The sequence below is a fragment of the Vibrio toranzoniae genome, from assembly GCF_024347655.1.
Taxonomy (GTDB): Bacteria; Pseudomonadota; Gammaproteobacteria; order Enterobacterales; family Vibrionaceae; genus Vibrio; species Vibrio toranzoniae.
Genome location: NZ_AP025514.1, coordinates 1,182,525 through 1,206,339 on the forward strand (window position 1 = coordinate 1,182,525; position 23,815 = coordinate 1,206,339).

At 45.2% G+C, this 23,815-nt stretch carries 20 protein-coding genes, 4 tRNA genes and 1 other annotated feature; of the genes, 13 read left to right on the plus strand and 11 right to left on the minus strand.

Features of this window, described 5'->3' with window-relative positions; all coding sequences use genetic code 11:
- Positions 1-14 precede the first annotated feature (14 nt).
- Positions 15-812, plus strand: a complete 798-nt coding sequence (locus OCU50_RS05255) for a slipin family protein (protein WP_060467451.1) — start codon at positions 15-17, stop codon at positions 810-812.
- A gap of 84 nt (positions 813-896) precedes the next feature.
- On the opposite strand, the gene trpA is transcribed toward OCU50_RS05255, so the two are convergent.
- The 7 genes from trpA to trpL2 all read right to left on the minus strand — a co-directional run bounded on the left by trpA (position 897) and on the right by trpL2 (position 8,022).
- Complete coding sequence (trpA, locus tag OCU50_RS05260) at positions 897-1,703, minus strand: tryptophan synthase subunit alpha (protein ID WP_060467452.1); 807 nt, start codon at positions 1,701-1,703, stop codon at positions 897-899.
- Positions 1,703-2,893: a tryptophan synthase subunit beta gene (trpB, locus tag OCU50_RS05265; protein WP_060467453.1), complete on the minus strand. Its 1,191-nt coding sequence runs from the start codon at positions 2,891-2,893 to the stop codon at positions 1,703-1,705. Before trpB ends, trpA begins: the two co-directional genes overlap by 1 nt.
- A 122-nt stretch (positions 2,894-3,015) precedes the next feature.
- Positions 3,016-4,467 carry a bifunctional indole-3-glycerol-phosphate synthase TrpC/phosphoribosylanthranilate isomerase TrpF gene (trpCF, locus tag OCU50_RS05270; RefSeq protein ID WP_060467454.1) on the minus strand — a complete coding sequence of 484 codons (1,452 nt, stop codon included), beginning with the start codon at positions 4,465-4,467 and terminating at the stop codon, positions 3,016-3,018.
- A 20-nt stretch (positions 4,468-4,487) separates the two neighbouring features.
- Positions 4,488-5,483: an anthranilate phosphoribosyltransferase gene (gene trpD / locus OCU50_RS05275; RefSeq protein ID WP_060467455.1), complete on the minus strand. Its 996-nt coding sequence runs from the start codon at positions 5,481-5,483 to the stop codon at positions 4,488-4,490.
- A gap of 9 nt (positions 5,484-5,492) precedes the next feature.
- Positions 5,493-6,101, minus strand: a complete 609-nt coding sequence (locus tag OCU50_RS05280) for an aminodeoxychorismate/anthranilate synthase component II (RefSeq protein WP_060467456.1) — start codon at positions 6,099-6,101, stop codon at positions 5,493-5,495.
- A 2-nt stretch (positions 6,102-6,103) separates the two neighbouring features.
- The gene (locus tag OCU50_RS05285) at positions 6,104-7,711 is read right to left on the minus strand and encodes an anthranilate synthase component 1 (protein ID WP_060467457.1); all 1,608 of its coding nucleotides are present in this window, start codon (positions 7,709-7,711) and stop codon (positions 6,104-6,106) included.
- Between the two features lie 124 nt (positions 7,712-7,835).
- Positions 7,836-7,950: a sequence feature (Trp leader region), on the minus strand.
- Positions 7,897-8,022 (minus strand): tryptophan operon leader peptide, encoded by a 126-nt coding sequence (gene trpL2 / locus OCU50_RS05290; RefSeq protein ID WP_017055109.1) that lies wholly within the window; start codon positions 8,020-8,022, stop codon positions 7,897-7,899. It overlaps the preceding feature by 54 nt.
- Before the next feature lie 120 nt (positions 8,023-8,142).
- On the opposite strand from trpL2, the gene rnm reads away from it, so the two are divergent.
- The 3 genes from rnm to rluB all read left to right on the plus strand — a co-directional run bounded on the left by rnm (position 8,143) and on the right by rluB (position 10,879).
- The gene (gene rnm, locus OCU50_RS05295) at positions 8,143-9,012 is read left to right on the plus strand and encodes an RNase RNM (protein ID WP_060467458.1); all 870 of its coding nucleotides are present in this window, start codon (positions 8,143-8,145) and stop codon (positions 9,010-9,012) included.
- Positions 9,013-9,067: 55 nt separating this feature from the next.
- On the plus strand, positions 9,068-9,688 hold the full coding sequence (locus OCU50_RS05300) for an L-threonylcarbamoyladenylate synthase (protein ID WP_060467459.1): 621 nt from the start codon (positions 9,068-9,070) through the stop codon (positions 9,686-9,688).
- A 159-nt stretch (positions 9,689-9,847) separates the two neighbouring features.
- A complete protein-coding gene (gene rluB, locus OCU50_RS05305; protein WP_060467460.1) occupies positions 9,848-10,879 on the plus strand; it encodes a 23S rRNA pseudouridine(2605) synthase RluB in 1,032 nt (343 codons plus the stop codon).
- A gap of 177 nt (positions 10,880-11,056) precedes the next feature.
- On the opposite strand, the gene OCU50_RS05310 is transcribed toward rluB, so the two are convergent.
- The 3 genes from OCU50_RS05310 to efpL all read right to left on the minus strand — a co-directional run bounded on the left by OCU50_RS05310 (position 11,057) and on the right by efpL (position 12,594).
- On the minus strand, positions 11,057-11,539 hold the full coding sequence (locus OCU50_RS05310) for an RNA methyltransferase (protein ID WP_060467461.1): 483 nt from the start codon (positions 11,537-11,539) through the stop codon (positions 11,057-11,059).
- Positions 11,540-11,684: 145 nt separating this feature from the next.
- On the minus strand, positions 11,685-12,014 hold the full coding sequence (locus tag OCU50_RS05315) for an HI1450 family dsDNA-mimic protein (RefSeq protein WP_017055114.1): 330 nt from the start codon (positions 12,012-12,014) through the stop codon (positions 11,685-11,687).
- A 10-nt stretch (positions 12,015-12,024) separates the two neighbouring features.
- Positions 12,025-12,594 (minus strand): elongation factor P-like protein EfpL, encoded by a 570-nt coding sequence (efpL, locus tag OCU50_RS05320; protein ID WP_060467462.1) that lies wholly within the window; start codon positions 12,592-12,594, stop codon positions 12,025-12,027.
- A gap of 137 nt (positions 12,595-12,731) precedes the next feature.
- Here efpL and OCU50_RS05325 point away from each other — a divergent pair, with 137 nt between their 5' ends.
- Complete coding sequence (locus OCU50_RS05325) at positions 12,732-13,499, plus strand: nucleotidyltransferase family protein (RefSeq protein WP_060467463.1); 768 nt, start codon at positions 12,732-12,734, stop codon at positions 13,497-13,499.
- Positions 13,500-13,583: 84 nt separating this feature from the next.
- On the opposite strand, the gene OCU50_RS05330 is transcribed toward OCU50_RS05325, so the two are convergent.
- Entirely contained in the window at positions 13,584-15,947 is a 2,364-nt protein-coding gene (locus OCU50_RS05330; RefSeq protein ID WP_060467464.1) for a DNA polymerase II, read from the minus strand.
- Between the two features lie 425 nt (positions 15,948-16,372).
- On the opposite strand from OCU50_RS05330, the gene uvrY reads away from it, so the two are divergent.
- The 8 genes from uvrY (at position 16,373) to OCU50_RS05370 (ending at position 23,812) form a co-directional block, all read left to right on the plus strand.
- Complete coding sequence (gene uvrY, locus OCU50_RS05335; protein ID WP_017055118.1) at positions 16,373-17,017, plus strand: UvrY/SirA/GacA family response regulator transcription factor; 645 nt, start codon at positions 16,373-16,375, stop codon at positions 17,015-17,017.
- Positions 17,018-17,032: 15 nt separating this feature from the next.
- Positions 17,033-18,865 (plus strand): excinuclease ABC subunit UvrC, encoded by a 1,833-nt coding sequence (gene uvrC / locus OCU50_RS05340; RefSeq protein WP_060467465.1) that lies wholly within the window; start codon positions 17,033-17,035, stop codon positions 18,863-18,865.
- A 46-nt stretch (positions 18,866-18,911) separates the two neighbouring features.
- Positions 18,912-19,469 (plus strand): CDP-diacylglycerol--glycerol-3-phosphate 3-phosphatidyltransferase, encoded by a 558-nt coding sequence (pgsA, locus tag OCU50_RS05345; protein ID WP_060467466.1) that lies wholly within the window; start codon positions 18,912-18,914, stop codon positions 19,467-19,469.
- A gap of 266 nt (positions 19,470-19,735) precedes the next feature.
- Positions 19,736-19,809, plus strand: a tRNA-Cys gene (locus tag OCU50_RS05350).
- Positions 19,810-19,861: 52 nt separating this feature from the next.
- Positions 19,862-19,937, plus strand: a tRNA-Gly gene (locus OCU50_RS05355).
- 80 nt (positions 19,938-20,017) lie between these two features.
- Positions 20,018-20,104: transfer RNA gene (locus OCU50_RS05360), tRNA-Leu, on the plus strand.
- Between the two features lie 32 nt (positions 20,105-20,136).
- Positions 20,137-20,212, plus strand: a tRNA-Gly gene (locus tag OCU50_RS05365).
- Between the two features lie 648 nt (positions 20,213-20,860).
- Positions 20,861-23,812 (plus strand): pyridoxal phosphate-dependent class III aminotransferase, encoded by a 2,952-nt coding sequence (locus OCU50_RS05370; protein ID WP_201023944.1) that lies wholly within the window; start codon positions 20,861-20,863, stop codon positions 23,810-23,812.
- Positions 23,813-23,815 lie beyond the last annotated feature (3 nt).

Below are 23,815 nucleotides of genomic sequence, written 5' to 3' on the forward strand. Positions count from 1 at the left end.
ATTAGGGGGCGGTTATGTTTATACACATTATAGGTATTGTCATCGTGCTCGTTATCTTGTTGATAGCCAGCATGTTCAGAGTGTTACGTGAGTATGAGCGCGCAGTGGTTTTCTTCCTGGGGCGCTTTTACGGTGTGAAAGGACCGGGGTTGATTATCATCATCCCCTTTATTCAACAGATCGTGCGAGTGGATTTACGAACAATCGTATTGGACGTACCGACACAAGACTTGATCACTCGTGACAATGTGTCGGTTAAGGTCAATGCGGTGGTCTACTTCAGAGTGCTGGATCCAAAGATGGCGATCAATAATGTGGAGAACTACCTCGAAGCGACCAGCCAGTTGTCACAAACGACGTTACGTTCCGTATTGGGGCAACATGAGTTGGATGAACTGTTGTCTGAGCGAGAAGAACTCAACAGAGACTTACAATTGATACTGGATCAACACACGGATAATTGGGGAATTAAGATAGCCAATGTTGAGATTAAACATGTTGATCTTGATGAAAGTATGGTGCGAGCTCTAGCGAAACAAGCGGAAGCTGAGCGAACCCGTCGAGCTAAGGTAATACATGCGACGGGTGAGCTCGAAGCTTCTGCTAAGCTAAGAGAGGCAGCAGAAGTCTTGAATAAGGCGCCTAACGCCATTCAGTTACGATATATGCAAACATTAACCGAGGTTGCGAATGAACGCACGACAACGATCGTATTCCCGATGCCGGTCGATCTAGTGGATAAAATCACCGATCCAATCAAAGCAACACTCAATGAGGCCGCGATTAACAAAGCGATGAAAGTGGACGATTAGCTAGCGTGAATCACAAACAATAAAAAAGGCGTCACATATGTGGCGCCTTTCAGGATCTAAAGTGTTTAGCTAATGCTCTAAAGATTACTTCTGTGTTGCGGCTTTCATTGGCGTTACAAACTCAGCCAATGCTTTAAGCATTGCTTCTGGTTGTTCAACGTTGTTCTCAATGATTTTTACAACTGCTGAGCCTGAGATAGCACCGGCAGCGCCAGCTTGAATCGCTTCTTTTACTTGCTCAGGAGCCGAGATGCCGAAACCAAGCAGTGCTGGTGGCGCGTCGAATTTGTTCAAACGGTCAAGTAGGGCAGTGACAGGCATGTTTGCTTTTGTTTCTGCACCCGTTACGCCAGCACGAGAGAGTAGGTAAGTGTAACCACCACCAAGTTCAGATACTGACTGAAGTGTTTCATCGCTTGCTGTTGGCGGCGCAATAAAGATTGGGTGAATACCAAACTTCTTCGCTGCAGCCACAAACTCACCGCTTTCGTTGGTTGGTACATCAGCAATCAATACTGAATCGATACCTGCTTTTGCACAACGCTCGTAGAAGTTTTCGATACCACGTGCATAAACCAAGTTTGCGTACATCAGTAGGCCGATTGGTAGCTCTGGGTATTTAGCGCGAATTTGACCAATAAGATCAAAACACACATCTGGCGTTACTTTAGAATCTAAAGCACGAATGTTCGCACCTTGGATTGTTGGGCCATCTGCAAGCGGATCTGAGAATGGGATACCAAGCTCAAGTGCGTCAGCACCAGCTTCAACTAGCGTTTCCATGATCTTAAGAGACTGCTCAGGGTTAGGATCGCCAACCGTTACGAATGGTACAAATGCGCCTTGATTCTTTTCAGCTAAGCGAGTGAAGAGTGATTGATAGCGATCCATTATAATGCTCCTTTCTCTTTAAGAATGTCGTGTACGGAGAAAATGTCTTTATCACCACGTCCAGATAGGTTAACCACTAATAGCTGCTCTTTCTCTGGGTCGTCGTGAGCCATTTTAACAGCATGAGCTAAAGCATGAGAGGACTCTAGCGCTGCGATGATGCCTTCGTTACGTGCGATAGCTTGGAAAGCTTCTAGTGCTTCGTCATCGGTTACGTTTTCGTATTCAGCACGGCCAATGGCATTTAGGTGAGCATGTTGAGGGCCAACTGATGGGAAGTCTAGACCCGCAGATACAGAGTAAGACTCTTCTACTTGGCCATTTTCATCTTGCATCAGTGGCGCTTTCATACCGAAGAAGATACCCGTTTTACCGTGCTTAAGTGGCGCGCCGTGTTGGTCGGTATCAATACCTTTACCAGCTGGCTCAACACCGATTAGGCGAACCGTTTCTTCTTCAATGAAATCAGCGAACATGCCGATAGCGTTTGAACCGCCGCCAACACAAGCGATAACAGCATCAGGCAGGCGACCTTCACGCGCTAGAATTTGGTTCTTCGTTTCTTCACCAATCATGCGTTGGAAGTCACGAACGATGGTTGGGAATGGGTGAGGACCCGCAGCCGTACCTAGAAGGTAGTGCGCATCTTCATAAGTTGCAGACCAGTCACGTAGCGCTTCGTTACACGCATCTTTTAACGTAGAAGAACCAGAATGAACAGGGATAACCTCTGCGCCCATTAGCTTCATACGGAACACGTTCGGGCTTTGACGTTCAACGTCTTTAGCACCCATGTAAACGCGACACTTAAGACCCAATAGAGCACATGCTAGCGCCGTCGCAACACCGTGTTGGCCTGCGCCAGTTTCAGCGATGATTTCTTGTTTACCCATACGTTTAGCAAGTAGCGCTTGACCAAGTACTTGGTTTGTCTTGTGTGCGCCGCCGTGAAGTAGATCTTCGCGCTTTAGGTACAGTTTGGTTTTTGTACCTTTGGTTAGGTTGCGAGTGAGCGTTAGTGCCGTTGGGCGACCTGCGTACTCTTGCAGAAGCGTCATGAATTCGCTGCGGAACTCAGGATCGGCTTGTGCATCGATAAATGCTTGTTCTAGTTGGTCTAGTGCTGGCACTAGGATCTGCGGTACGTATTGACCACCGTATTCACCAAAGTAGGCATCGAGTTTAGCCATTGTGTTATTCCTTCAGTTCTATTGATGTGTCTTCACACCAAGTCATTTAATCTTGTTTGAGCTTCGCAAAAGCAAAGCTCACAAATATGTTTCTAGAGGTTAGGCTCGTAATTTAGAAAAGCTTAGTAATTACGAATCGCTGCAAAAGCACGTTGCAGCTTGTCTGCGTCTTTCTTACCTGGAGCGGATTCAACACCAGAGTTTAGGTCTAACCCTAAGCAGCCCAATTTAGCGGCTTGGTTAGCATTTTCTGGGTTTAAACCACCTGCCAACATGATTGCGCTTTGGTTGTTGATCAGGCTCCAATCGAACGCTTGACCTGTACCACCCGTTTGAGAACCCACTTTAGTATCTAGCAGGTGGCGAGTCACGTTGCTTTCCAGTAATTCTGGTAACGCGCTTTTAGCACCGGAAGCATCGCCAGAAGCAACACCGTAAGCTTTCCAAATCTCAACGCTTTCAGGTAGAGATTGTTTTAACTCATCGACAAATGCTTGAGACTCATCACCGTGCAGTTGCACCGCGAATAAACCTAGCTCAGCAACCGTTTTTGCAACGTCAGTTACGCTATGATTTTGGAACACACCCACGTAGTTCAAAGGTGCGCCGCTCATGGTCAAACGAGCCGCTTCGATATCCACATGACGTTTAGACGCTTCAACGAAAATCAGACCACCGAATACCGCACCGGCTTGATACGCTTTTGCTGCATCGTCAGAGTGAGTTAAACCACACACCTTGTTTTCTCCCAGCGTTACCTTACGAACGGCCAGTTCAAGGTTTTTCTCTGCCATTAGAGAACTGCCGATTAGGAAGCCATCTGCAAATGTTGAAAGGTCACGTACTTGTTGGTGGTTGTAGATGCCCGACTCTGAAATCACGATGGCGTTTGGAGCCAGTTCGCGAATCAGTGGAGCCAACTCTTTGGTACGGTTCAAATCAGTTGAAAGGTCACGTAGGTTACGGTTATTAATACCGATCACTTTTGCTTTTAAAGCGACTGCGCGGTGAAGCTCTTCTTCGTTGCTGACTTCAGTAAGCACACCCATGTTGAATGAGTGAGCAACCTCAGCAAGTGCTTGGTACTCTTCATCATCCAATACCGATAGCATCAACAAGATAGCATCAGCTGAATAGTGACGAGCTAGGTAAACTTGGTAGGTATCAACCATGAAGTCTTTACACAGAATCGGTTGCTTAGCAATGCTGCGAACCTTAGGTAAAAACTCAAAATCACCTTGGAAGTATTTCTCGTCGGTCAGAACTGATATTGCGTTTGCGTGGTTGTTGTAAACCGATGCAATGTAATCCAAATTAAACTCGTCACGGATTAAACCTTTTGAAGGAGATGCCTTTTTACATTCAGTGATAAAAACCGTTTGGTCGCCGCTCAGAGCATCATAAAAGCTGCGGTCTGTTGCGGTTAACGCCGCTTTAAACTCATCTAATGGTTGAGTCTGCTTACGCGCTGCAACCCATTGGTATTTATCACGAACGATTTTTGCTAGTACTTCCGCCATTTCTGCTTCTTTGACTGAAACGTGGGTCGACAGTTTGTCGGTATTCTGTGTCATGTTCTTTGTCTCGTCGTTCGTTAGGCGTGTGCAGCAAGCTTTTGTACAAGCTCGTACGCTTTGCCAGAGTTCATTGCGTCAATCGCTTGCTGTGCGTTGGCTTTTAGATCTTCGTGACCAAATAGACGCATCAGTAGAGCAACGTTCACGGCTACTGCGCCAACTTGTGCTTCAGTGCCTTTACCTGTCAGGATATCGGTTGTGATGGCTTTGTTCTCTTCTGGCTCGCCGCCCTGAATGGCTTCAAGCGGGTGAATGTTCAAACCAAAGTCAGCCGGTGTCACTGTGTATTCGTGAATCTTGCCATCTTTAATTTCGGCAACGATAGTTTCGCCATGAATTGCTACTTCATCAAGGCCGCTACCGTGAACAACCGCCGCGCGCTTCATACCCATTTGTAACATGGTTTCTGCGATAGGGCCTACTAGCTCTTTGCTGTAAACACCCATTAATTCGATGTTAGGGCGAGCAGGGTTAATTAATGGACCAAGAATGTTGAAGATAGTGCGTGTTTTCATTGTTTGACGAACAGGCATCGCGTGACGTACACCGCCGTGATATTGCGGAGCAAATAGGAATGCTACGCCAAGTTCATCAATAGCCGTGCGAGTGTCTTCCGCTGTCATCTCTAGGTTGATGCCAAACGAATCCAGTAGGTCAGAAGAGCCTGATTTGCTCGAAACACTGCGGTTACCGTGCTTGGCGATTTTTAATCCACATGCAGCGGCAACAAACGCAGAAGTCGTTGAGATATTAATGGTGTTATGACCGTCACCACCTGTACCTACGATGTCTGCGAAATCGTAATCAGGGCGTGGGAACGGGTTTGCATTCGCAAGTAGTGCTTTCGCTGCGCCAGCGATTTCATCGGGCGTTTCGCCTTTGATTTTCAATGCAGTTAGCGCAGAAGCCATCAAAATTGGGTCTAGTTCGCCCTTAATGATGACATCAAACAGTTGTTGGCTTTCTTCTTGAGTAAGAGACTGCTGTTCGTAAAGTTTATTAATCTGTTCCATGATCTTGTCCTATTTCTCGTTTTTCTCTAGGCGAAGAGGTTTCTCAAGAGCCCATTCGATAGCGTTTGCTAGAAGCGTTGCACCGTAGGTCGTCATAATTGATTCAGGGTGGAATTGGAATCCACAAACCTTGTCTTGTTCTTGAACCACAGACATGACCAAATCATCGACTTCAGCGGTCACTGTTAGGCTATCGGATACATGCGTTGCTACCAAAGAGTGGTAGCGAGCGATAGCCAGTGGAGAAGGTAGACCTTGGTAAGTCGCATGGTTTTGGTGTTCCATCATCGACACCTTGCCATGAATTATTTCGCCAGCGCCTGCAACGGTGCCGCCATAGGCTTCAACAATCGCTTGGTGACCTAAGCAAATACCAATCATTGGCACTTTGCCTTTTAAAAGCTGAATCAGCTCTGGCATGCAGCCCGCATCAGCCGGAGCGCCAGGGCCCGGTGAAAGCAGTGCTACCGGGTTGTCTAATTCGTTGATTGCCGCTTCAACTACCTTCGCGGGAATGTTGTTACGGTAAATCTTTACGCTGTGACCTAATGAACGGAACTGGTCTACAAGGTTGTAAGTGAACGAGTCGAAGTTATCGATGAATACAATATCAGCCATGATTACGACTCCTTCTTGCTTGATGCGTGTTGGTGAAGAGCTACGTTTTTAGTATGTGCAGCTTGAATCGCTGAGATGACCGCTTGAGCTTTACCGCGAGTTTCGTCAGCTTCTGCTTGTGGGTCTGAATCGAATACCACACCAGCCCCCGCTTGTACTTGTGCTACGCCATCTTCAACGTAAGCAGAGCGAATCACGATACACGTATCTAACGTGCCTTCACCGGTTAGGTAACCGACTGCGCCACCATAGCTACCACGACGCGTTTTTTCTACATCGCGAATAAGCTGCATTGCGCGGATTTTTGGTGCACCCGTTAGCGTCCCCATGTTCATACAAGCTTGGTAAGCGTGTAGCGCATCTAAGTCTTCACGTAGCTGACCAACTACGCGAGAAACCAAGTGCATCACATGGCTGTAGCGGTCAACTTTCAGCAAGTCTGCCACGTGGCGAGTGCCAGCTTCGGCAATACGGGCCACATCGTTACGCGCTAGGTCGACCAGCATCATGTGTTCTGCGTTTTCTTTCTTGTCGGTGCGCAGTTCAAGCTCGATACGACTATCTAGGTCGAAATCGATTTGACCATCAGGGCGCTTACCACGACGACGAGTACCCGCAATTGGGTAGATCTCAATTTGGTTGGTTTCAGTTTCGTATTTCAGCGCGCTTTCTGGAGAAGCACCGAACAGAGTAAACAGCTCATCTTGCATGTAGAACATGTAAGGGCTTGGGTTGCTTTGCTTAAGCTCTTTGTAGGCTGCTAGTGGAGCAGGGCAAGGAAGCGTGAAGCGGCGTGAAGGTACCACTTGGAATACGTCGCCTTTTACTACGTATTCTTTTAGGTCACGAACTGTTTGGCAGAAATCTTCGTCTGAAACGCTTGGTACGGCGTCAACGTTGTCTAGTGGCGTAACTTCTGTGATCGCTTTCAGTGATTGACACTGTGTTTGAACGTCGGATAAACGCTCAGTCAGTTGCGCTTTAATGCTTTCATCTTGAGTGAATAAGCTTGCGTGAAGCAGGCCTTCGTTCTCTTGGTGGTCGAAACGTAATAGTGTTTCAGCCACGTAGAAAACAAAGTCAGGGCACTTGTTGGTTGCTTGTGCATCGCCTAGCGGTTCAAAGTTCGCCACGATGTCGTAAGCGAATAGGCCAGCCATGAATAACGCGTGTTTGTTGCTTGGGTCTTGCTCGAAACTGTGCTGAACCAAACGCAGAGCATCAAAAGAAGAGGCTTCTCTTAAACGCGAGTCTTCGTCCAATTCGTTGCTTGGTTCTACAAAAGTTAGCGTTAGTAAGTTATCGGTCAGATCAGATTTAATATCTGCTTTAACGTTTTGAGTTAGATGCTCGATAAGCGCTTGACCGTTTTGGGTCAACGCTTGAAAGGTTACTTTATGTCCGCGACATACGATGCGAACTGCAGAATCGATAAGGAGTAGGCTTGTCAGGTTCTGTTTAGATTCAATTTCAGCAGATTCCAGCAGCAAGCTGTCTGTTTTATTTTCACATAACGTATGGAAAACACTGGTTGGATCTTGCGAGTAGGGAACTGAAGAATTGATGGTTTCAATAACTCCCAGCTTTTTGATTTCAATGGCCTTGTTCACAAGACCTCCTTTATGATTTTTAAATTTCCTGCCGTACATAGTCGCATAAAGATACCCTTCACCCAATATAGAATATGGTTAACTCGTTGATTTGTTAGTGAGTGGAATGTGAAATGTTCGACAAATTAAAAAGCCCGCTATGAAAGCGGGCTTAGTGATAACTTTTTTATAAACAAATCGTTTAACTAGAAGTACACATTAGCCCACCAAGAACTTGTCCAAGTGCGCCACCAATTAAGTTCTGAACTTGCTTCTGCTGAAGAAAGTTCTAAAACTTTATCTTTATGGTATTGGTTAAATTCTTGTAACATAGTGAACCTATTAAATGTGATACTTCGTATTTGTGTACTAGTTAACTAGTTTTACTCTTGCAGGTCAAGTGTGTTGACACAAATATAACGATAAAAATTGAAAACAATGAAAAAGAATATATGAGAATTGATCTACATAGTCATACAACAGCCTCAGATGGCCGACTTACTCCACCTGAACTGATTGACCGAGCGCTAGGCTTTAACATCGAAGCGTTAGCGATTACAGATCATGATACGACTGATGGGCTTGCGGAAGCACGCAACTATATTGCTGACAACAATCTTCCTATTCAGTTGATTAACGGAATCGAGATTTCAACCGTTTGGCAAAACAAAGATATCCATATTGTTGGGTTAAACGTCGATCCTGAATCGCCAGAATTGAAAACGTTAATTGAACAGCAAAAGCTTCATCGTATTGGGCGTGCTGAGATGATTGCTCAACGACTCGAAAAGGCGACCCGAGAAGGGGTGCTAGAAGAAGTTAAACTAATTGCAGGTGATGCGCCTATCACTCGTGCTCACTTTGCTAAATGGTTAGTCGATAATGGCTACGCGAAAACCATGCAGCAAGTGTTTAAAAAGTTTTTGACTCGCAACAATCCAGGTTATGTACCACCAACGTGGTGCTCAATGAGTGACGCCGTAACGGCGATTCATGCGGCAGGTGGACAAGCTGTGCTAGCACACCCTGGAAGATATGGCCTCACTGCGAAGTGGGTTAAACGCCTTCTCGCAGCATTTGTTGAAGCAAATGGTGACGCTATGGAAGTTGCTCAACCTCAGCAAGCGCAACAAGAAAGGCGCACACTTGCGGATTATGCTATACAATACAAACTATTAGCCTCCCAAGGCAGTGACTTCCATTATCCGTCTCCGTGGATGGAACTTGGACGTAATCTCTGGCTACCTTCTGGGGTCGAAGAAGTATGGAAAGATTGGGAGTTTCAAACGGTTTCACCATCTGATACTAATGACAGTATTTAGGTGAACCAGCTCCTTCTGATGATAGAGTCGAGAGATTCGATAACGAGGATCAACAATGAGCCAGTTTTTTTATGTACACCCAGATAACCCACAAGCGCGTTTAATCAGCCAAGCGGTTGCTATCATTCGCAATGGCGGTGTAGTGGTTTATCCAACAGATTCCGGTTATGCACTGGGTTGTCAGCTTGAGAACAAACAAGCACTTGAACGTATTTGTAAAATTCGCCGTATTGACGATAAACACAACTTCACTTTGTTATGTCGTGACCTGTCTGAATTGTCACTTTATGCACGAGTAGATAACGTGGCTTTCCGTCTGCTTAAGGCGCATACGCCAGGTGCTTACACGTTTATTTTTAAAGCGACCAAAGAAGTGCCAAAGCGTTTAATGAACGCGAAACGTAAAACCATTGGTATTCGTGTACCAGACAATAAGATTGCACTTGACCTTTTGGAAGCGATGGGCGAACCCCTGATGTCGACGTCACTGATCCTGCCTGGTAACGAGACGACGGAGTCGGATCCTGAAGAGATTCGTGACAGCCTTGAGCACGCCGTTGATGTCATCTTGAATGGCGGATACTTGGGCGAACAACCAACGACCGTTATTGACTTCAGTGACGATGACGCCGTGATTTTACGTCGTGGTGCCGGTGATCCAGCGCCGTTTGAATAATCGATTTACTGATTAACAGTCTGTAACGATACAGAGAACCTGCCATAGTAAATAACAAGTGCTTTTTGGCGGGTTATTTGCGATAATACGCGACCGCGATTTGGTCGCGAAAAATTCATTCGACGTCTGTGAAGACGACAATTAGGTAGAAAAGAGTAAATGAGCGAAAAATTACAGAAGGTTTTAGCGCGAGCTGGTCACGGCTCTCGTCGTGAACTAGAAGGTTTAATCAAATCTGGTCGTGTTAGTGTTAATGGTCAAGTGGCGAAATTGGGTGAACGTCTTGAAGACGAGAACTCAGTGATCCGTATCGATGGTCACACTGTCTCTGGTAAAGCTTCTGAAGAAGTAGTTTGTCGTGTACTTGCATACTACAAACCTGAAGGTGAGCTTTGTACTCGTCACGATCCTGAAGGCCGCCGTACTGTTTTCGATCGTCTACCTAAAATCCGTGGGTCTCGTTGGATTTCAGTTGGTCGTCTTGATGCCAATACATCGGGTCTTTTGCTTTTCACTACTGATGGTGAACTTGCAAACCGTTTAATGCACCCAAGCCGTCAAGTTGAGCGTGAATACCTAGTACGTGTATTTGGTGAAGTGACTGAGCAAAAAGTTAAAAACGTAACTCGAGGCGTAGAATTAGAAGACGGCATGGCTCGTTTCGAAGATGTAGTCTACGCCGGCGGTGAAGGTATGAACCATACTTTCTACGTAGCGATTAACGAAGGCCGTAACCGTGAGGTTCGTCGTCTTTGGGAATCACAAGATACAACAGTAAGCCGTTTGAAGCGTGTACGTTACGGTGATATTTACCTTGATAAGAAACTGCCTCGCGGCGGTTGGAAAGAACTAGATCTTCAAGAAGTTAACTACCTACGTCAGTTAGTTGAGCTCAACCCAGAGAAAGAAACTTTGTTGGATCTTGATCCTTCAAACACTTCTCGTAAGCGTGAGCGTTCTCGTAGCCAAAAAATTCGTCGTGCTGTTAAGCGTCACGAAGAGCGTGCAAATGCACCAAAAGGCCGTAGCAACCAGTCTAAGCGTAAGAAGCCAGCGACTCGTGGTACTACAACACCTGATTCAGGTCGTAGTGCTCCAGCTGCTAAAGGTAAGCCTCAGGCTAACAAAAGCAAGCCTAAGATGAACAATGGTCGTCCGGCTAAACCAGCTAAGCCAAGAACACGTCAGTAATCGCGTAAGTTCTTAACGTAACGCTTTATTAGCTGAAACACTGAATACTAAAAAACCTGCTAACTTAGCAGGTTTTTTTACGTCTAGAAGAAATAAAAGGTGCTGGATGTGGGATACGAGTATCGAGGATATACTGCAACAATCGACAGTAAGCGTGCTCTTCGCATCTCGTTTCTTCTACTTATGATTCGAAAAGTTATCGCCCTTCGCTAATCTATCGTAAAGCACAACGTTCACTGATGCGGCTAGGTTCATACAACCATTAGTTGGGACGTAAATTGTCTCACGACAGAAGTCAGTGATCTCTTTCTTTAGTGTGCCGTCTTCTGGGCCAAAGATGTAAAACGCACGTGGTGGATGCTTGTAATCAGGTAGAGGCTTTGCGCCCTCAATCAGATCGACAGCAACAGGTACGCAGCCTACTGGAATAATGCTTTTCAAGTCTTCAACACCAATTAGAGGCAGCGCTAGGTGCTTCTCTTTGGTATCGGTATGGAATTTTCGCGCGTGGTCGTAGCGTGTGCCCGTGTAAAACACAGAGTTGGCGCCGTAGCAGCCCGCCGCTCGCATTACTGAGCCTACGTTTTCAGGCGTCTTTGGGTTAACTAGGCCAATGCAGGCATAGCCTTTTGATTGTGTGTCTGTTTTTGCTTTGGTCATAATCAGTGAATCTAACGTTGATGATGAAAGTGGGTAGTCACGATGAGAAATAGCGCGATAAAAATAGCCGAGCAATGGGCTCGGCTAACTTTTAACTCGCGTACATGAATACTTGTTTATTCATGCAAGGAGAGTCAACAGCGTACTAGTCGCGTTTCCACAGCATGTGACAGAATTTATGGTCTGGATCACGGCTGATTAGCATGCGAGCAAATACGTCGTCTAGAACGTCATCGGCTTCATTCACAAGACCAATGCGTACTTCAGCGTAGATTTCTTTGTCGACTTCAAAGCCAACATGTTCAACCCAATCATCGCCAGTTTCAACAAGTTCTGCAGCGCCACGATCTTCAAACTGAGCAGTGAAAAGTATTACGTCTGCAGGTTCTAGGTTATCAGGTGCCATCTCTAGAAAGATGTCGTATGCAGTGTCAATTGCGTCGTCGTAAGACATTAGGTCGTTAGCTTCGGTCATAATAAGTATCTTAGCTTGCGCGGTTCATGTATTTACGTTCAGCTGTGTTCACAACAACTTTGTCGCCAGTTGCGATGTACTCAGGAACTTGAACAGTAAGGCCTGTAGACAGACGAGCTGGCTTAGTACGAGCAGAAGCAGATGCCCCTTTGATTGAAGGGTCAGTTTCTTCGATAATAAGCTCAACTGAAGTTGGTAGCTCTAGAGTCGCAGCGTTGCCGTCGATAAGGATCGCGTACAGGCCTTGAGTGTCTTCGTTGATGAACATTAGTTCGTCTTCGATAGTTTCACCGTTGAAGATGAATTGCGTGTAATCTTCGTTATCCATGAAAATGTACTCGTTACCATCTACGTAAGAGAACATGACTGCGCGCTTAGTAACGTCGATAGTTTCAACAATTTCGTCAGCCTTGTGACGAACTTCTGTTTTAACGCCAGTTGCTACATCGCTACCACGGAAGCGGTAAATCTTTTGACCGCCACGGCCACCAGGTGTCGTTACTTCGATATCTTTAACCAGTATTGTTTTGCCATCAACGTTGATCGCAAAGCCTTTCTTAATTTCACTTGCTCTAGGCATTTTGTGTTTGTCCTTAGTGGGTCTATCCGCTGATTATATCTCGGAGATGCTATAAATAGGAATAGCTTGAATCATAAAGTCACCTAAGCGATCATAGAGTCACAGTTAAATCATTACTTTATTGACCGAAACGACCTATGCAGTTACCTGTTATTGACCCAACACAGCCATTTCAATCTGAATTCCAACCTGTGATTAACGATCTGATTACCTTTCTAAAAGGTGGGCTAGGTTCTAATCTGCACAGTGTTTACATTTATGGCAGTGTGGCACGCAAGCAAGCCGTTGTTGGTCGTTCGAATCTAGATGTGGTTGTGGTGACTCATCGTTCTTTTCCAGAACAACGAACCACACTGCTGAATACCATCAAATGGCGCTTCCAAAAGAGCTTCCCACAAGTCACTCAAGTGGCGATTAAAACGACCTTGGTTAGCGAGGTCGTCGATTTTGACAACATCTTCACATGGGGTTTTATGCTCAAGCACTTGGCTGTCTGTGTGCACGGTGAAGACTTATCGGATTGCTATGGTGATTTTGAAACGAGTTGGGAAATTGCTAAGCATTGGAATATGGATATGGAAAACTGGCTAGCGGTGTATCGCAACAAGATTGCCCGAGCAACCACGCCAGAACAACAAGTGGCCGCGCAAGTGATCATTGCTAAGAAGCTGCTAAGAGCGAGCTACTCTTTGGTGATGTACCGCGATAAGTATTGGTTTGATGATCCTGTTGAATGTGGCCAACAGTTCTTGAAGTATCATCCAGACAGAGAAGTCGAAATCCAGCGATTGGGCATCTTACTTTCTGGAAGAGAGATTCCGAAACGTTCGGTTATCGGCATTTTGGATGGTTTTGGAGACTGGCTGGTTAAGCAGTATCAGAAAACGGAATTTCGAATTGGATAAGACTATGTCACCCATTAATTGATGTAAAAAGCAGAGTGAACGAAACATACTTCTGCTTTTTTTTATGGCGCTTTGAAATTAGCGCTAGAAAAGACCTAATTGTTGACCACTGACTCTTTCAAAATCCAAACCGATGAAGGGCAATATAGCCTCTGCGACTGGTTTAATCTGCTTGTCGATGTAATGCTGATAATCAATACCACTCTTTAAATACTCTTTGGGCTCAGGGCCATTCTGAGTAATCACATATTGAATTCGTCCTTTGTTTTGATATTGAAGCGGACGGCCAAGCTGAGCATTGATTTCGTCGGCCATTCTTGCAGCTCTAACTTGTGGCGGAATGTTTTTTTGATACTCGTGTAGCTTACGGCGTAAACGTTTTTGGTAAACCAGTAAATCATCGTGCTCACCGGCTGCGGTTTCATTCACAAACTGCCTAACGTAGTCCGTTGGATCTTGGTCGTGAAACACCATTTCATACAAGGTTTGTTGGAACTGCTGCGCGAGCGGTGTCCAATCAGTCCGTACACTCTCAAGTCCTTTGAAAATGATCTTTTCTTGGTCGCCTTGATTGATTAGACCGGCATAGCGTTTCTTCGAGCCTGTTTCTGAACCGCGAATCGTTGGCATCAGAAACTTGCTGTAGTGAGTTTCATATTCCAATTCAAGCATCGAGGTTAGGTTGTAGGTCTCTTTGAGGTGATTAGTCCACCAATCATTAATGTAAGCGACAAGTTCATTCCCGATCTCGTCAGCTTGTTGTTGATCATAACTGCCATTCAGAGACACGAAGGTTGAATCGGTATCTCCATAGATAACTTGATAGCCTTTGTCTTCGATAAGCACTTTGGTTTGCTTCATGATTTCATGGCCACGCATCGTAATCGATGAGGCTAAGCGGGTATCGAAGAAACGACAACCAGACGAACCTAGTACGCCATAAAAGGAGTTCATGATGATCTTAATGGCTTGAGAGAATGCTTTTTCGTTATTCTTCTTAGCAACGTCACGTGCTGCCCAGAGATTTTCAATCATCTCTGGAAGGAAGTGCTTTGTACGGTGGAATTGACCACCCCGAAACCCAGCCACGGCCTGGCCATTTTTCGAGCCTAGCTCTAACTTCAACCCTTCAATTAGTCCCATTGGGTCGATGAGGAACGAGCGAATGATAGATGGATATAGACTCTTAAAATCGAGTACTAATACAGAGTCGTAAAGGTTGGGGATAGAATCCATCACGTATCCCCCCGGGCTAGCGATCCAATTCTCAGGCTCTAGGTTAGGCGCGACATAACCCGCTCTGTGTATCTGAGGTAGGTATAAATTAGTAAAAGCAGCAACAGAACCGCCAACACGATCAAGTTCGACACCGGTTAATCGCGAGCGCTCAATGGCGAAGTCGAGTAGGTGAGTGTGGTCGAAGATTCTGTTTACCAACACACAATCTTGAAGGTTGTACTTGGCGAGTGAAGGCTTATCGAATTTAAACATCCGGTTAATCTCATCCATACGGTCATGAACATTATGAATGTCTTTGCCTTCGCCGAGCAGTTCTTGCGATACCGACTCCAGTGACCAAGAACGGAAGTGGTAGGTTGCCGTTTTTAGCATATCAATGCCATCTAAAACAACGCGGCCAGGAATGGTAATAAAGCCTTGCTGACTTTGTGCTGAAGAGCGAAAGAAGCTCGGTTGGTTGTCTCGACCAATGTTGAGCTTCACTTCATTCCATTCTGAACGTTTGTGCAGTAGCCTAAAGTCGAAATCAATGACGTTCCAACCAATGATGATGTCAGGGTCAAATTCTGAAAACCATCTAATCATGGCTTCGAGCAGCGCTTTTTCGTTGGTAACCCATTGGATGTTGGTGTCTGCTTCTTGTGGTTCGCCGACCATGATCACTCGGCTATCCATTGGGCTATCTAAACCGATGGAGTAAAGCACGCCTTTTTCTGAACACTCAATATCTAGCGAGACTATTGATAATCTAGGTACGTAGTTTCCTGAGCGGCATTTTGCGTTTGAGACTCTGCGATGCTGGTTCTTTTGTACAACCGTGCCCGTGAATTCGATGCTGCCTTTGATAAAGCGTTCCATCAAGAATCGGTCGGCAAGCCGGATGTCACTTTCAAAGGTCTGGATTTCTTCGTTATGGAAAGCTTGCGCTAAGCCGAAGCTGTTTCTTGATAGCGAGGTGTAACAAGCTGCAAGAGGCGTTTGTTCGAAGGTCGCGAGTTCTAAAGGCTTAAATTGGCAGTCTATCGATTCTTTCGCTGCAATAGCCTGACACGCTGGCACATCAGATTGAGCGACAAAAAATACAGGCTTTTCATTTTGAATTGTCAGCAGAGTAGGGCCTTGAGGGGTACTTAGCCACAAATCGATTTGTGTGCGCCCTGAAAAATCTCTCGCTTGTCTTGTGAGTACAAAGCCTTGCTGAATATCCAATGTAGTAACCTATTGAAACTGGGAATCGAATACTACCATCTAGCGCTGAATTTCGCACAATAGGCAGGCCAAATAGTCATTAATTTATCGTTAATAACGTTGAATAACGGGACTGTATAAGCAAAAAAGTGAAATTGTCACGAATGATTATTCAATGGTATTGAAAATATCTTTATCTTATGTAATTTTATTGGAATTGTTTTAACTAGTTGATTTTTAGCAAAAGCTTGTTGTTTTAGCTGTCTTATTTATAAATAAGTACTTGCTAAAGTTCGCATTTCAGCACATATTCAACAGAGCTTTTTTTTACTAATTAAGTTAAGATGTACTCAATGCTGCGATTCACTGTTCCTTTGTTTAATTGTTTCAAACAGATGAAATGACACAGTGGTTGCAGAGCCAATTAATAGTGTGGAGATACAAGTTTGATAAATGTTTTCCTTGTAGATGATCACGAGCTGGTTCGCACAGGGATACGACGTATTATTGAAGACGTCCGTGGAATGAACGTAGCAGGGGAAGCTGAAAGCGGTGAAGATGCTGCAAAATGGTGTCGTACTAACAATACAGATGTCATTTTGATGGATATGAATATGCCTGGTATTGGTGGCTTAGAAGCAACCAAGAAGATCTTGCGCTTCAACCCTGATGTTAAAATCATTGTTTTAACTGTTCATACGGAAAATCCGTTTCCAACTAAAGTGATGCAAGCTGGAGCTGCTGGTTACCTTACTAAAGGGGCAGGTCCGGATGAAATGGTCAATGCCATTAGAGTGGTGAATAGCGGCCAACGATACATTTCACCAGAAATTGCGCAGCAGATGGCTTTGAGCCAGTTTTCGCCTGCGTCTGAAAATCCATTCGCCGACTTATCTGAACGTGAATTGCAAATCATGATGATGATTACCAAAGGTCAGAGAGTGACGGATATTTCAGAACAACTCAATCTAAGCCCTAAAACAGTCAATAGTTACCGCTACCGTTTGTTCAGTAAACTGGATATCAGTGGCGATGTAGAGCTGACGCATTTAGCGATTAGACATGGAATGCTAGACACTGAGACCCTTTAACACTGAGATCGTATAGTGACTAACTTGTTTGACTCTGTCTCATTCCTTAAGACAGTAACAGAGCAGCCTGGCGTTTATCGAATGTATAACGCCGAGGCTGTTGTTATTTACGTCGGTAAAGCTAAGAACCTCAAAAAACGCCTTTCCAGTTATTTCCGTAAAAAAGTCGACAGTGAAAAAACACGTGCTTTGGTCAGTAATATTGCCAAAATTGATGTCACTGTCACGCATACGGAAACAGAAGCTCTTATCCTCGAGCACAACTACATCAAGCAATACTTACCTAAATACAATGTACTGCTACGTGATGATAAGTCGTATCCTTATATTTTTATTAGCGGTCACAAACACCCTCGTTTGTCGATGCATCGTGGTGCTAAGAAGAAAAAGGGCGAATACTTTGGTCCTTATCCTGATTCCGGCGCTGTGCGCGAGACTCTACACTTAATACAAAAAATCTTTCCTGCTCGTCAGTGTGAAGATACGGTTTATGCAAATAGAACACGCCCATGCTTGATGTATCAGATTGGTCGTTGTGCTGCGCCATGTGTCAGTTCAATTATCTCTGATGAAGAGTACAGTGAACTTATCGACTACGTTCGCCTGTTCCTGCAGGGGAAAGATAAGCTAGTTCTTGAAACACTCATCGACAAGATGGACAAGGCGAGCCAAGAGCTTCGTTTTGAACAAGCGGCTGCTTTTCGCGATCAAATCCAAGCGATCAGACGCGTTCAAGAGCAGCAGTATGTATCTGACGATTCTATGGAAGATATGGACGTGTTGGGATTTGCCCAAGAGAATGGCGTGGCGTGCATTCACATCTTGATGATTCGCCAAGGTAAAGTCTTAGGTAGCCGAAGCCATTTCCCTAAAATTCCCCACAATACGGTGCGAGAAGAAGTTTTTTCGAGCTTTTTAAGCCAGTATTATCTAGCGCACAATGAAGCGAGAACCATCCCGACTCGTTTAATTTTAAATGCCGATTTGATGGATGATGTCGCACCTATTCAAGAAGCATTGTGTGAAGTCGCAGGTCGAAAGATACACTTCAATTCCAATCCTTCAGGGACTCGAGGCCGTTACCTTAAGCTGTCGAATACCAACGCATTAACGGCAATAACCACCAAGATTAATCACAAGATGACGATCAATCAGCGCTTTAAAGAGCTTCAAGAGGTGTTGTCGATGGATGCTATCAAACGTATGGAGTGTTTCGATATTAGCCACACCATGGGGGAAAGCACGATAGCTTCTTGTGTGGTATTCAATCCAGAAGGACCCGTTAAACCGGAATACCGTCGCTACAACATTACAGATATTACTGGCGGCGATGACTACGCTGCGATGGCTCAGGCGCTGGAGAGACGCTATTCGAAGCAGCTTGATGTCGATAAGATTCCAGACATCATCTTTATTGATGGCGGTAAAGGGCAGTTAAATAGTGCCTATGAGATTATTTCTCAATACTGGGGAGATTGGCCAGTTAGACCAAGAATGATGGGTATTGCGAAAGGGGTGACTCGTAAGCCTGGCCTAGAAACCTTAGTGACCTTAGAAGGTGAAGAATTTAACTTGCCCAGCGATGCGCCAGCGTTGCATCTAATTCAACACATCCGTGACGAGAGCCATAATCATGCGATTGCTGGCCACAGGGCGAAACGAGGCAAGACGCGTCGAACCAGTGCACTGGAAGGAATTGAAGGCGTAGGACCAAAACGTCGCCAAGCATTACTGAAATATATGGGGGGCTTACAAGAACTTAAACGTGCAACTGTCGAAGAAATAACCAAAGTGCCGGGCATTAGTCATTCTTTGGCAGAAAATATTTATCAAGCATTGAAACAATAGTAAAAATCCCGCACCATTGACGCGCGATTAATAAGAGCCTAATAAAATGCGTTTAAATATACCTAACATTTTGTCCTTACTGCGACTATTTCTGATTCCCGTTTTCGTTGTGGTTTTTTACTTACCTTATGAATGGGCTCCCTTTGCTGCTGCAATGGTTTTTTGGGTGGCGGGCTTCACTGATTGGCTAGATGGCATGCTGGCACGCAAGCTTGGACAAACCTCTCGCTTTGGTGCATTTATTGACCCTGTCGCTGACAAGGTACTTGTTGCGACTGCTCTTATTCTTATTACTGAACATTACCACTCAATTTGGATTACTATTCCAGCGGTAACCATGATTGGTCGCGAAATTATTATTTCCGCGCTTCGAGAATGGATGGCGGAAATCGGCAAACGTGCAAGTGTTGCTGTGTCTTGGGTTGGTAAGGTGAAAACAGTTTCTCAAATGTTCGCGTTATGGGTACTTATTTGGCGCTATGACGATTGGATGGTTTGGGTTGGTTATATTACGCTCTATGCTGCAACGCTTCTAACTTACTGGTCTATGGCACAATACTTGATGGCCGCCAAAGATGATTTGTTAGATGAAAAACATCATTGATAAGAAAGCGAGCTGAGGCTCGCTTTTTTGATCTTAAACCTCAGGTTAAGTTATCAATAGTGGGTATCTAATGTGATATAGATCTCCTTTGAATAACCTGTTCCCAGTGTGTTTTGATCATAAAGTCAGCTATTTGGGCTATTTCGTATGAAATCTATTCAAACGAATTAAAACTACAAAAATAATATTGACTCAATCGTCTGAATCCGTAAAATGCATCCCGTACCCAAGAGGATTGCAGTGAGCGATTCGGTTGGAGTTATTAAGGCGCCTTGGCAGAGTGGCTATGCAGCGGATTGCAAATCCGTGGACCTCGGTTCGACTCCGGGAGGCGCCTCCATTCTAACTACTCTTTTTATTTACAATAGAGAGCAAGTAGCACGAATGCAATTGCGATACTAGCTCAGTTGGTAGAGCGCAACCTTGCCAAGGTTGAGGTCATCGGTTCGAACCCGATGTATCGCTCCAAAATTTGTAGTGTTGATTGGCGTCAGCATTAAGATGGTGTTTTACTTTTCAGTAATCGGCATCGCAATAAAGAATTGCGTGCCCTGGTGGTGGAATTGGTAGACACAAGGGATTTAAAATCCCTCGGCGTTCGCGCTGTGCCGGTTCAAGTCCGGCCCGGGGCACCATCTATTAAAGTCTTTATCTCGATAAAGCAAATGCGATACTAGCTCAGTTGGTAGAGCGCAACCTTGCCAAGGTTGAGGTCATCGGTTCGAACCCGATGTATCGCTCCAAATTAGAAAGCCCGAACAGAAATGTTCGGGCTTTTTTGTTTTCTGCTATTTTAATTTCTCGTTATCCTCAAAAAATTGACACTTAAATATCGATATTTAAACTAATCACCCAACCAAATCTTGTATTTATGAAGCCATCATTAAAAATTATTGATAGTTCATTTCACTTTATGTTACTTTCCCGCTTAATCTCGGAATGGCTGATGTTCAAAAAGAACCATGATTGCTTCTGGGGGATACGCGTAATGACCATTCTTGCTGATTGGGACATTACGTAGGGTAGGTATTGGCTAGTCCTTTAGCTGATAGACGGGATACTTATGGCGCCATTCGCCATGTTAATGGGAAACCCAACATTGAACACACTAACTACAACATTGCTAATCAGCTCTGCATTTCCAAAGGGACTAGCGCTTCATAGCTGTCCGATCCTGCAAAAATGTCCAATTCTTCAAAACAGTAGCATTACTGAACCTTGAGCTTACGTTAACAATTTATCGCTGTCTAAGACGGCCTAATTTCGTGTTCGTCATTTGACTTATACGAGCGTACAGCTATATCTCATTGTCTAGACAATGCACCTACTTCATCATGAACTCTCTAATATAAACAAAGAGTTATAGTGGAATTGCGTCTGGTGAGATGAGTATAAACTCATTCAAGGGGACTTTTATGACTACTGCCTTTGAAGCCGATATCAATACTATCGCAAATTCATTTTCAACTATGGTTCCTATCGTAGAGGGCACTTACGACCTAACACCTGACGCTATTTTGCTCGAGCAAGAACAGCATGAGTCGGATGTTCGTTCTTACCCAAGACGCCTTCCTATTGCTATTAAGCGAGCATGTGGTGCCTTAGTTGAAGATACTCGTGGCCAGCTCTTTCTCGATTGCCTAGCCGGTGCAGGTACACTTTCTTTGGGTTATAACCACCCAGAGATTAACCAAGCACTCAAAGACCAACTCGATTCCGGTCTGCCATACCAAACTCTTGATATCACGACTCAAGCAAAAGAGACGTTTATCAAGCGAGTTAAAGCTTTTCTTCCTCAAGATTTTTCAGATAACTCGGTTCTTCAATTCTGTGGCCCGTCAGGTGCTGATGCTGTTGAAGCGGCAATCAAGCTTGCTAAGCAAACCACAGGTCGTAATACCATGTTTGCTTTCCGTGGTGCTTACCATGGCATGACTAACGGTACCATGGGCATGATGGGTAACCTCGGCACTAAAGAACGTCGTAGCGGCTTGATGTCTGACGTGCACTTTATGCCTTTTCCATACAACCTACGCTGTCCGTTTGGCATTGGCGGTGAAGCGGGTGCTAACGCGAGCATTCGTTACATTGAACGCATGTTGAATGACGACGAGTCAGGTATCATGAAACCAGCCGCGATGATCGTAGAGCCTGTGCAAGGAGAGGGTGGTGTGATTCCGGCTCCTGCTTCTTGGTTACAAGGCCTACGTCGCATCTGTGATGAGCACGGAATCCTACTTATTTTTGATGAAATTCAGTGTGGTGTGGGTAAAACTGGTCATCGATTCGCATTTGAAGAGTCGGGTGTTAACCCTGATATCCTATGTTTGTCTAAAGCGATCGGTGGCGGACTGCCTATGTCGCTGCTGGTATTCGATAAGAGCATCGATACATGGAAAGCGGGTGAGCACACGGGTACTTTCCGTGGTAACCAACTGGCAATGGTGTCTGGCGCTAAAGCGTTGGAAATCATCGAACGTGATGGTTTGGTTGAGCACGCGAACATTGCAGGCCAATACCTACGTCACGGGTTAGAGAAGATTCAATCTCGCGTGAGCTGTATTGCTGAAGTACGTGGTAAAGGCCTAATGCTTGGCGCTGAGATCAAGCAATCAAACGGCGAGCTCAACAAATTTGGTGAGCCGGAATCTGACGGCGAACTCACCCTAGCGATTCAACGCGCAGCATTAGAGCGTGGTTTGATGGTCGAGAAGGGCGGTCGTGATGGCTCTGTGATTCGCTTCCTACCACCGATGATTATCTCTTTCGAGCAGATAGACTTTGCACTGCGCGTGATGGAAGAAGCCATTATTGCGGTAGGCGGAGGTGTTCAACAAGATCAAGCTTCAAGTGAGCAGGCAAACCAAGAGTGGAACAAGCATTTCATTCACACCGGCCTAGGCGGTAGCGACGAATTCGCAAACGTAATGAACCAAACCACTCAAGCAATGAAAGCGGTGTTTGAGCAGGTTGAAACGCCATACTCAGGTCTAGAACCAAAAGTGCTAGAGGCAGCAATCAAGGCTGTCGACCTAGACAACAACCAACACGCTTTAGTTGATGTTGTGGACAGCACTGCTGACTTAGTTGCAGCTAACTCTATCTTTGTGCAACATCCTGACTGTATTGCACACCTTCACACTCCTCCTCTTATGGCATCAGTCGCTGCGGAATCAATTATCGCGGCCCTGAACCAATCAATGGATTCATGGGACCAAGCATCTGCTGCGACTTATGTTGAGCAGCGTGTGGTGGATTGGATGTGTGACAAATACCAACTTGGCGATCAAGCGGACGGCGTTTTCACCAGTGGCGGCACGCAAAGTAACCTAATGGGTTTATTGCTTGCGAGAGACTGGGTTGCGGATAAGCACAATGGTCATTCTATCCAAAAGCTTGGCTTACCAGAATACGCGAGCAAGCTTCGTATCTTGTGCTCAAACAAATCTCACTTCACGGTTCAAAAATCCGCTTCACTACTTGGTTTAGGCGAGAGCGCGGTGTGCTGTGTTGAAACAAACGCTAATGGCACCATCAAACCGGATTTATTAGACGCAGAAATCAAAGCACTCAAAGCTCAAGGCCTGATTCCTTTTGCGGTAGTGGGTACGGCAGGGACAACCGATCACGGCGCTATCGACGACCTTGATGCGATTGCAGACATCGCAAGCAAACAAGCCCTTTGGTTCCATGTCGACAGTGCTTACGGTGGCGCGCTTATCTTAAGTAGCCACAAAGCTCGTTTACAAGGCATCGAAAAAGCGGATTCTGTGAGTGTCGATTTCCACAAGCTTTTCTACCAAACAATCAGCTGCGGCGCGGTGTTGTTGAAAGACAAAGCGAACTTTAAGTACCTTCTGCATCACGCAGATTACCTAAACCGTGAACACGATGAGCTGCCGAACTTAGTCGACAAGTCTATCGCGACGACCAAGCGTTTTGATGCATTGAAAGTCTTCATGACGATGCAAAGCGTTGGGCCAAAGCAGTTGGGCGATATGTACGACCATCTTCTTGAGCAAACGCTAGAAGTAGCAGACCTGATTCAAAACCAAGTTGACTTAGAGCTACTCGCGGAACCTTCACTATCAACAGTGCTGTTCCGATCTAAGCCGAACAATAAGCAGTCAGCAAACGATGAGCTAGATTTAGACAAACTGAATCAAACGCTAAGACTGGAAGCCCTGACTCGTGGTGTTGCGGTGCTTGGTGAAACGGTCGTGGATGGTAAGAGCGCGCTTAAATTCACTATCTTGAACCCGTGCTTAAAGACATCAGATTTCAAATCTCTAATTAACAAAATTCAAACTCTAGCCACTGAGCTAGCAGAACAACAAGGGTAATTA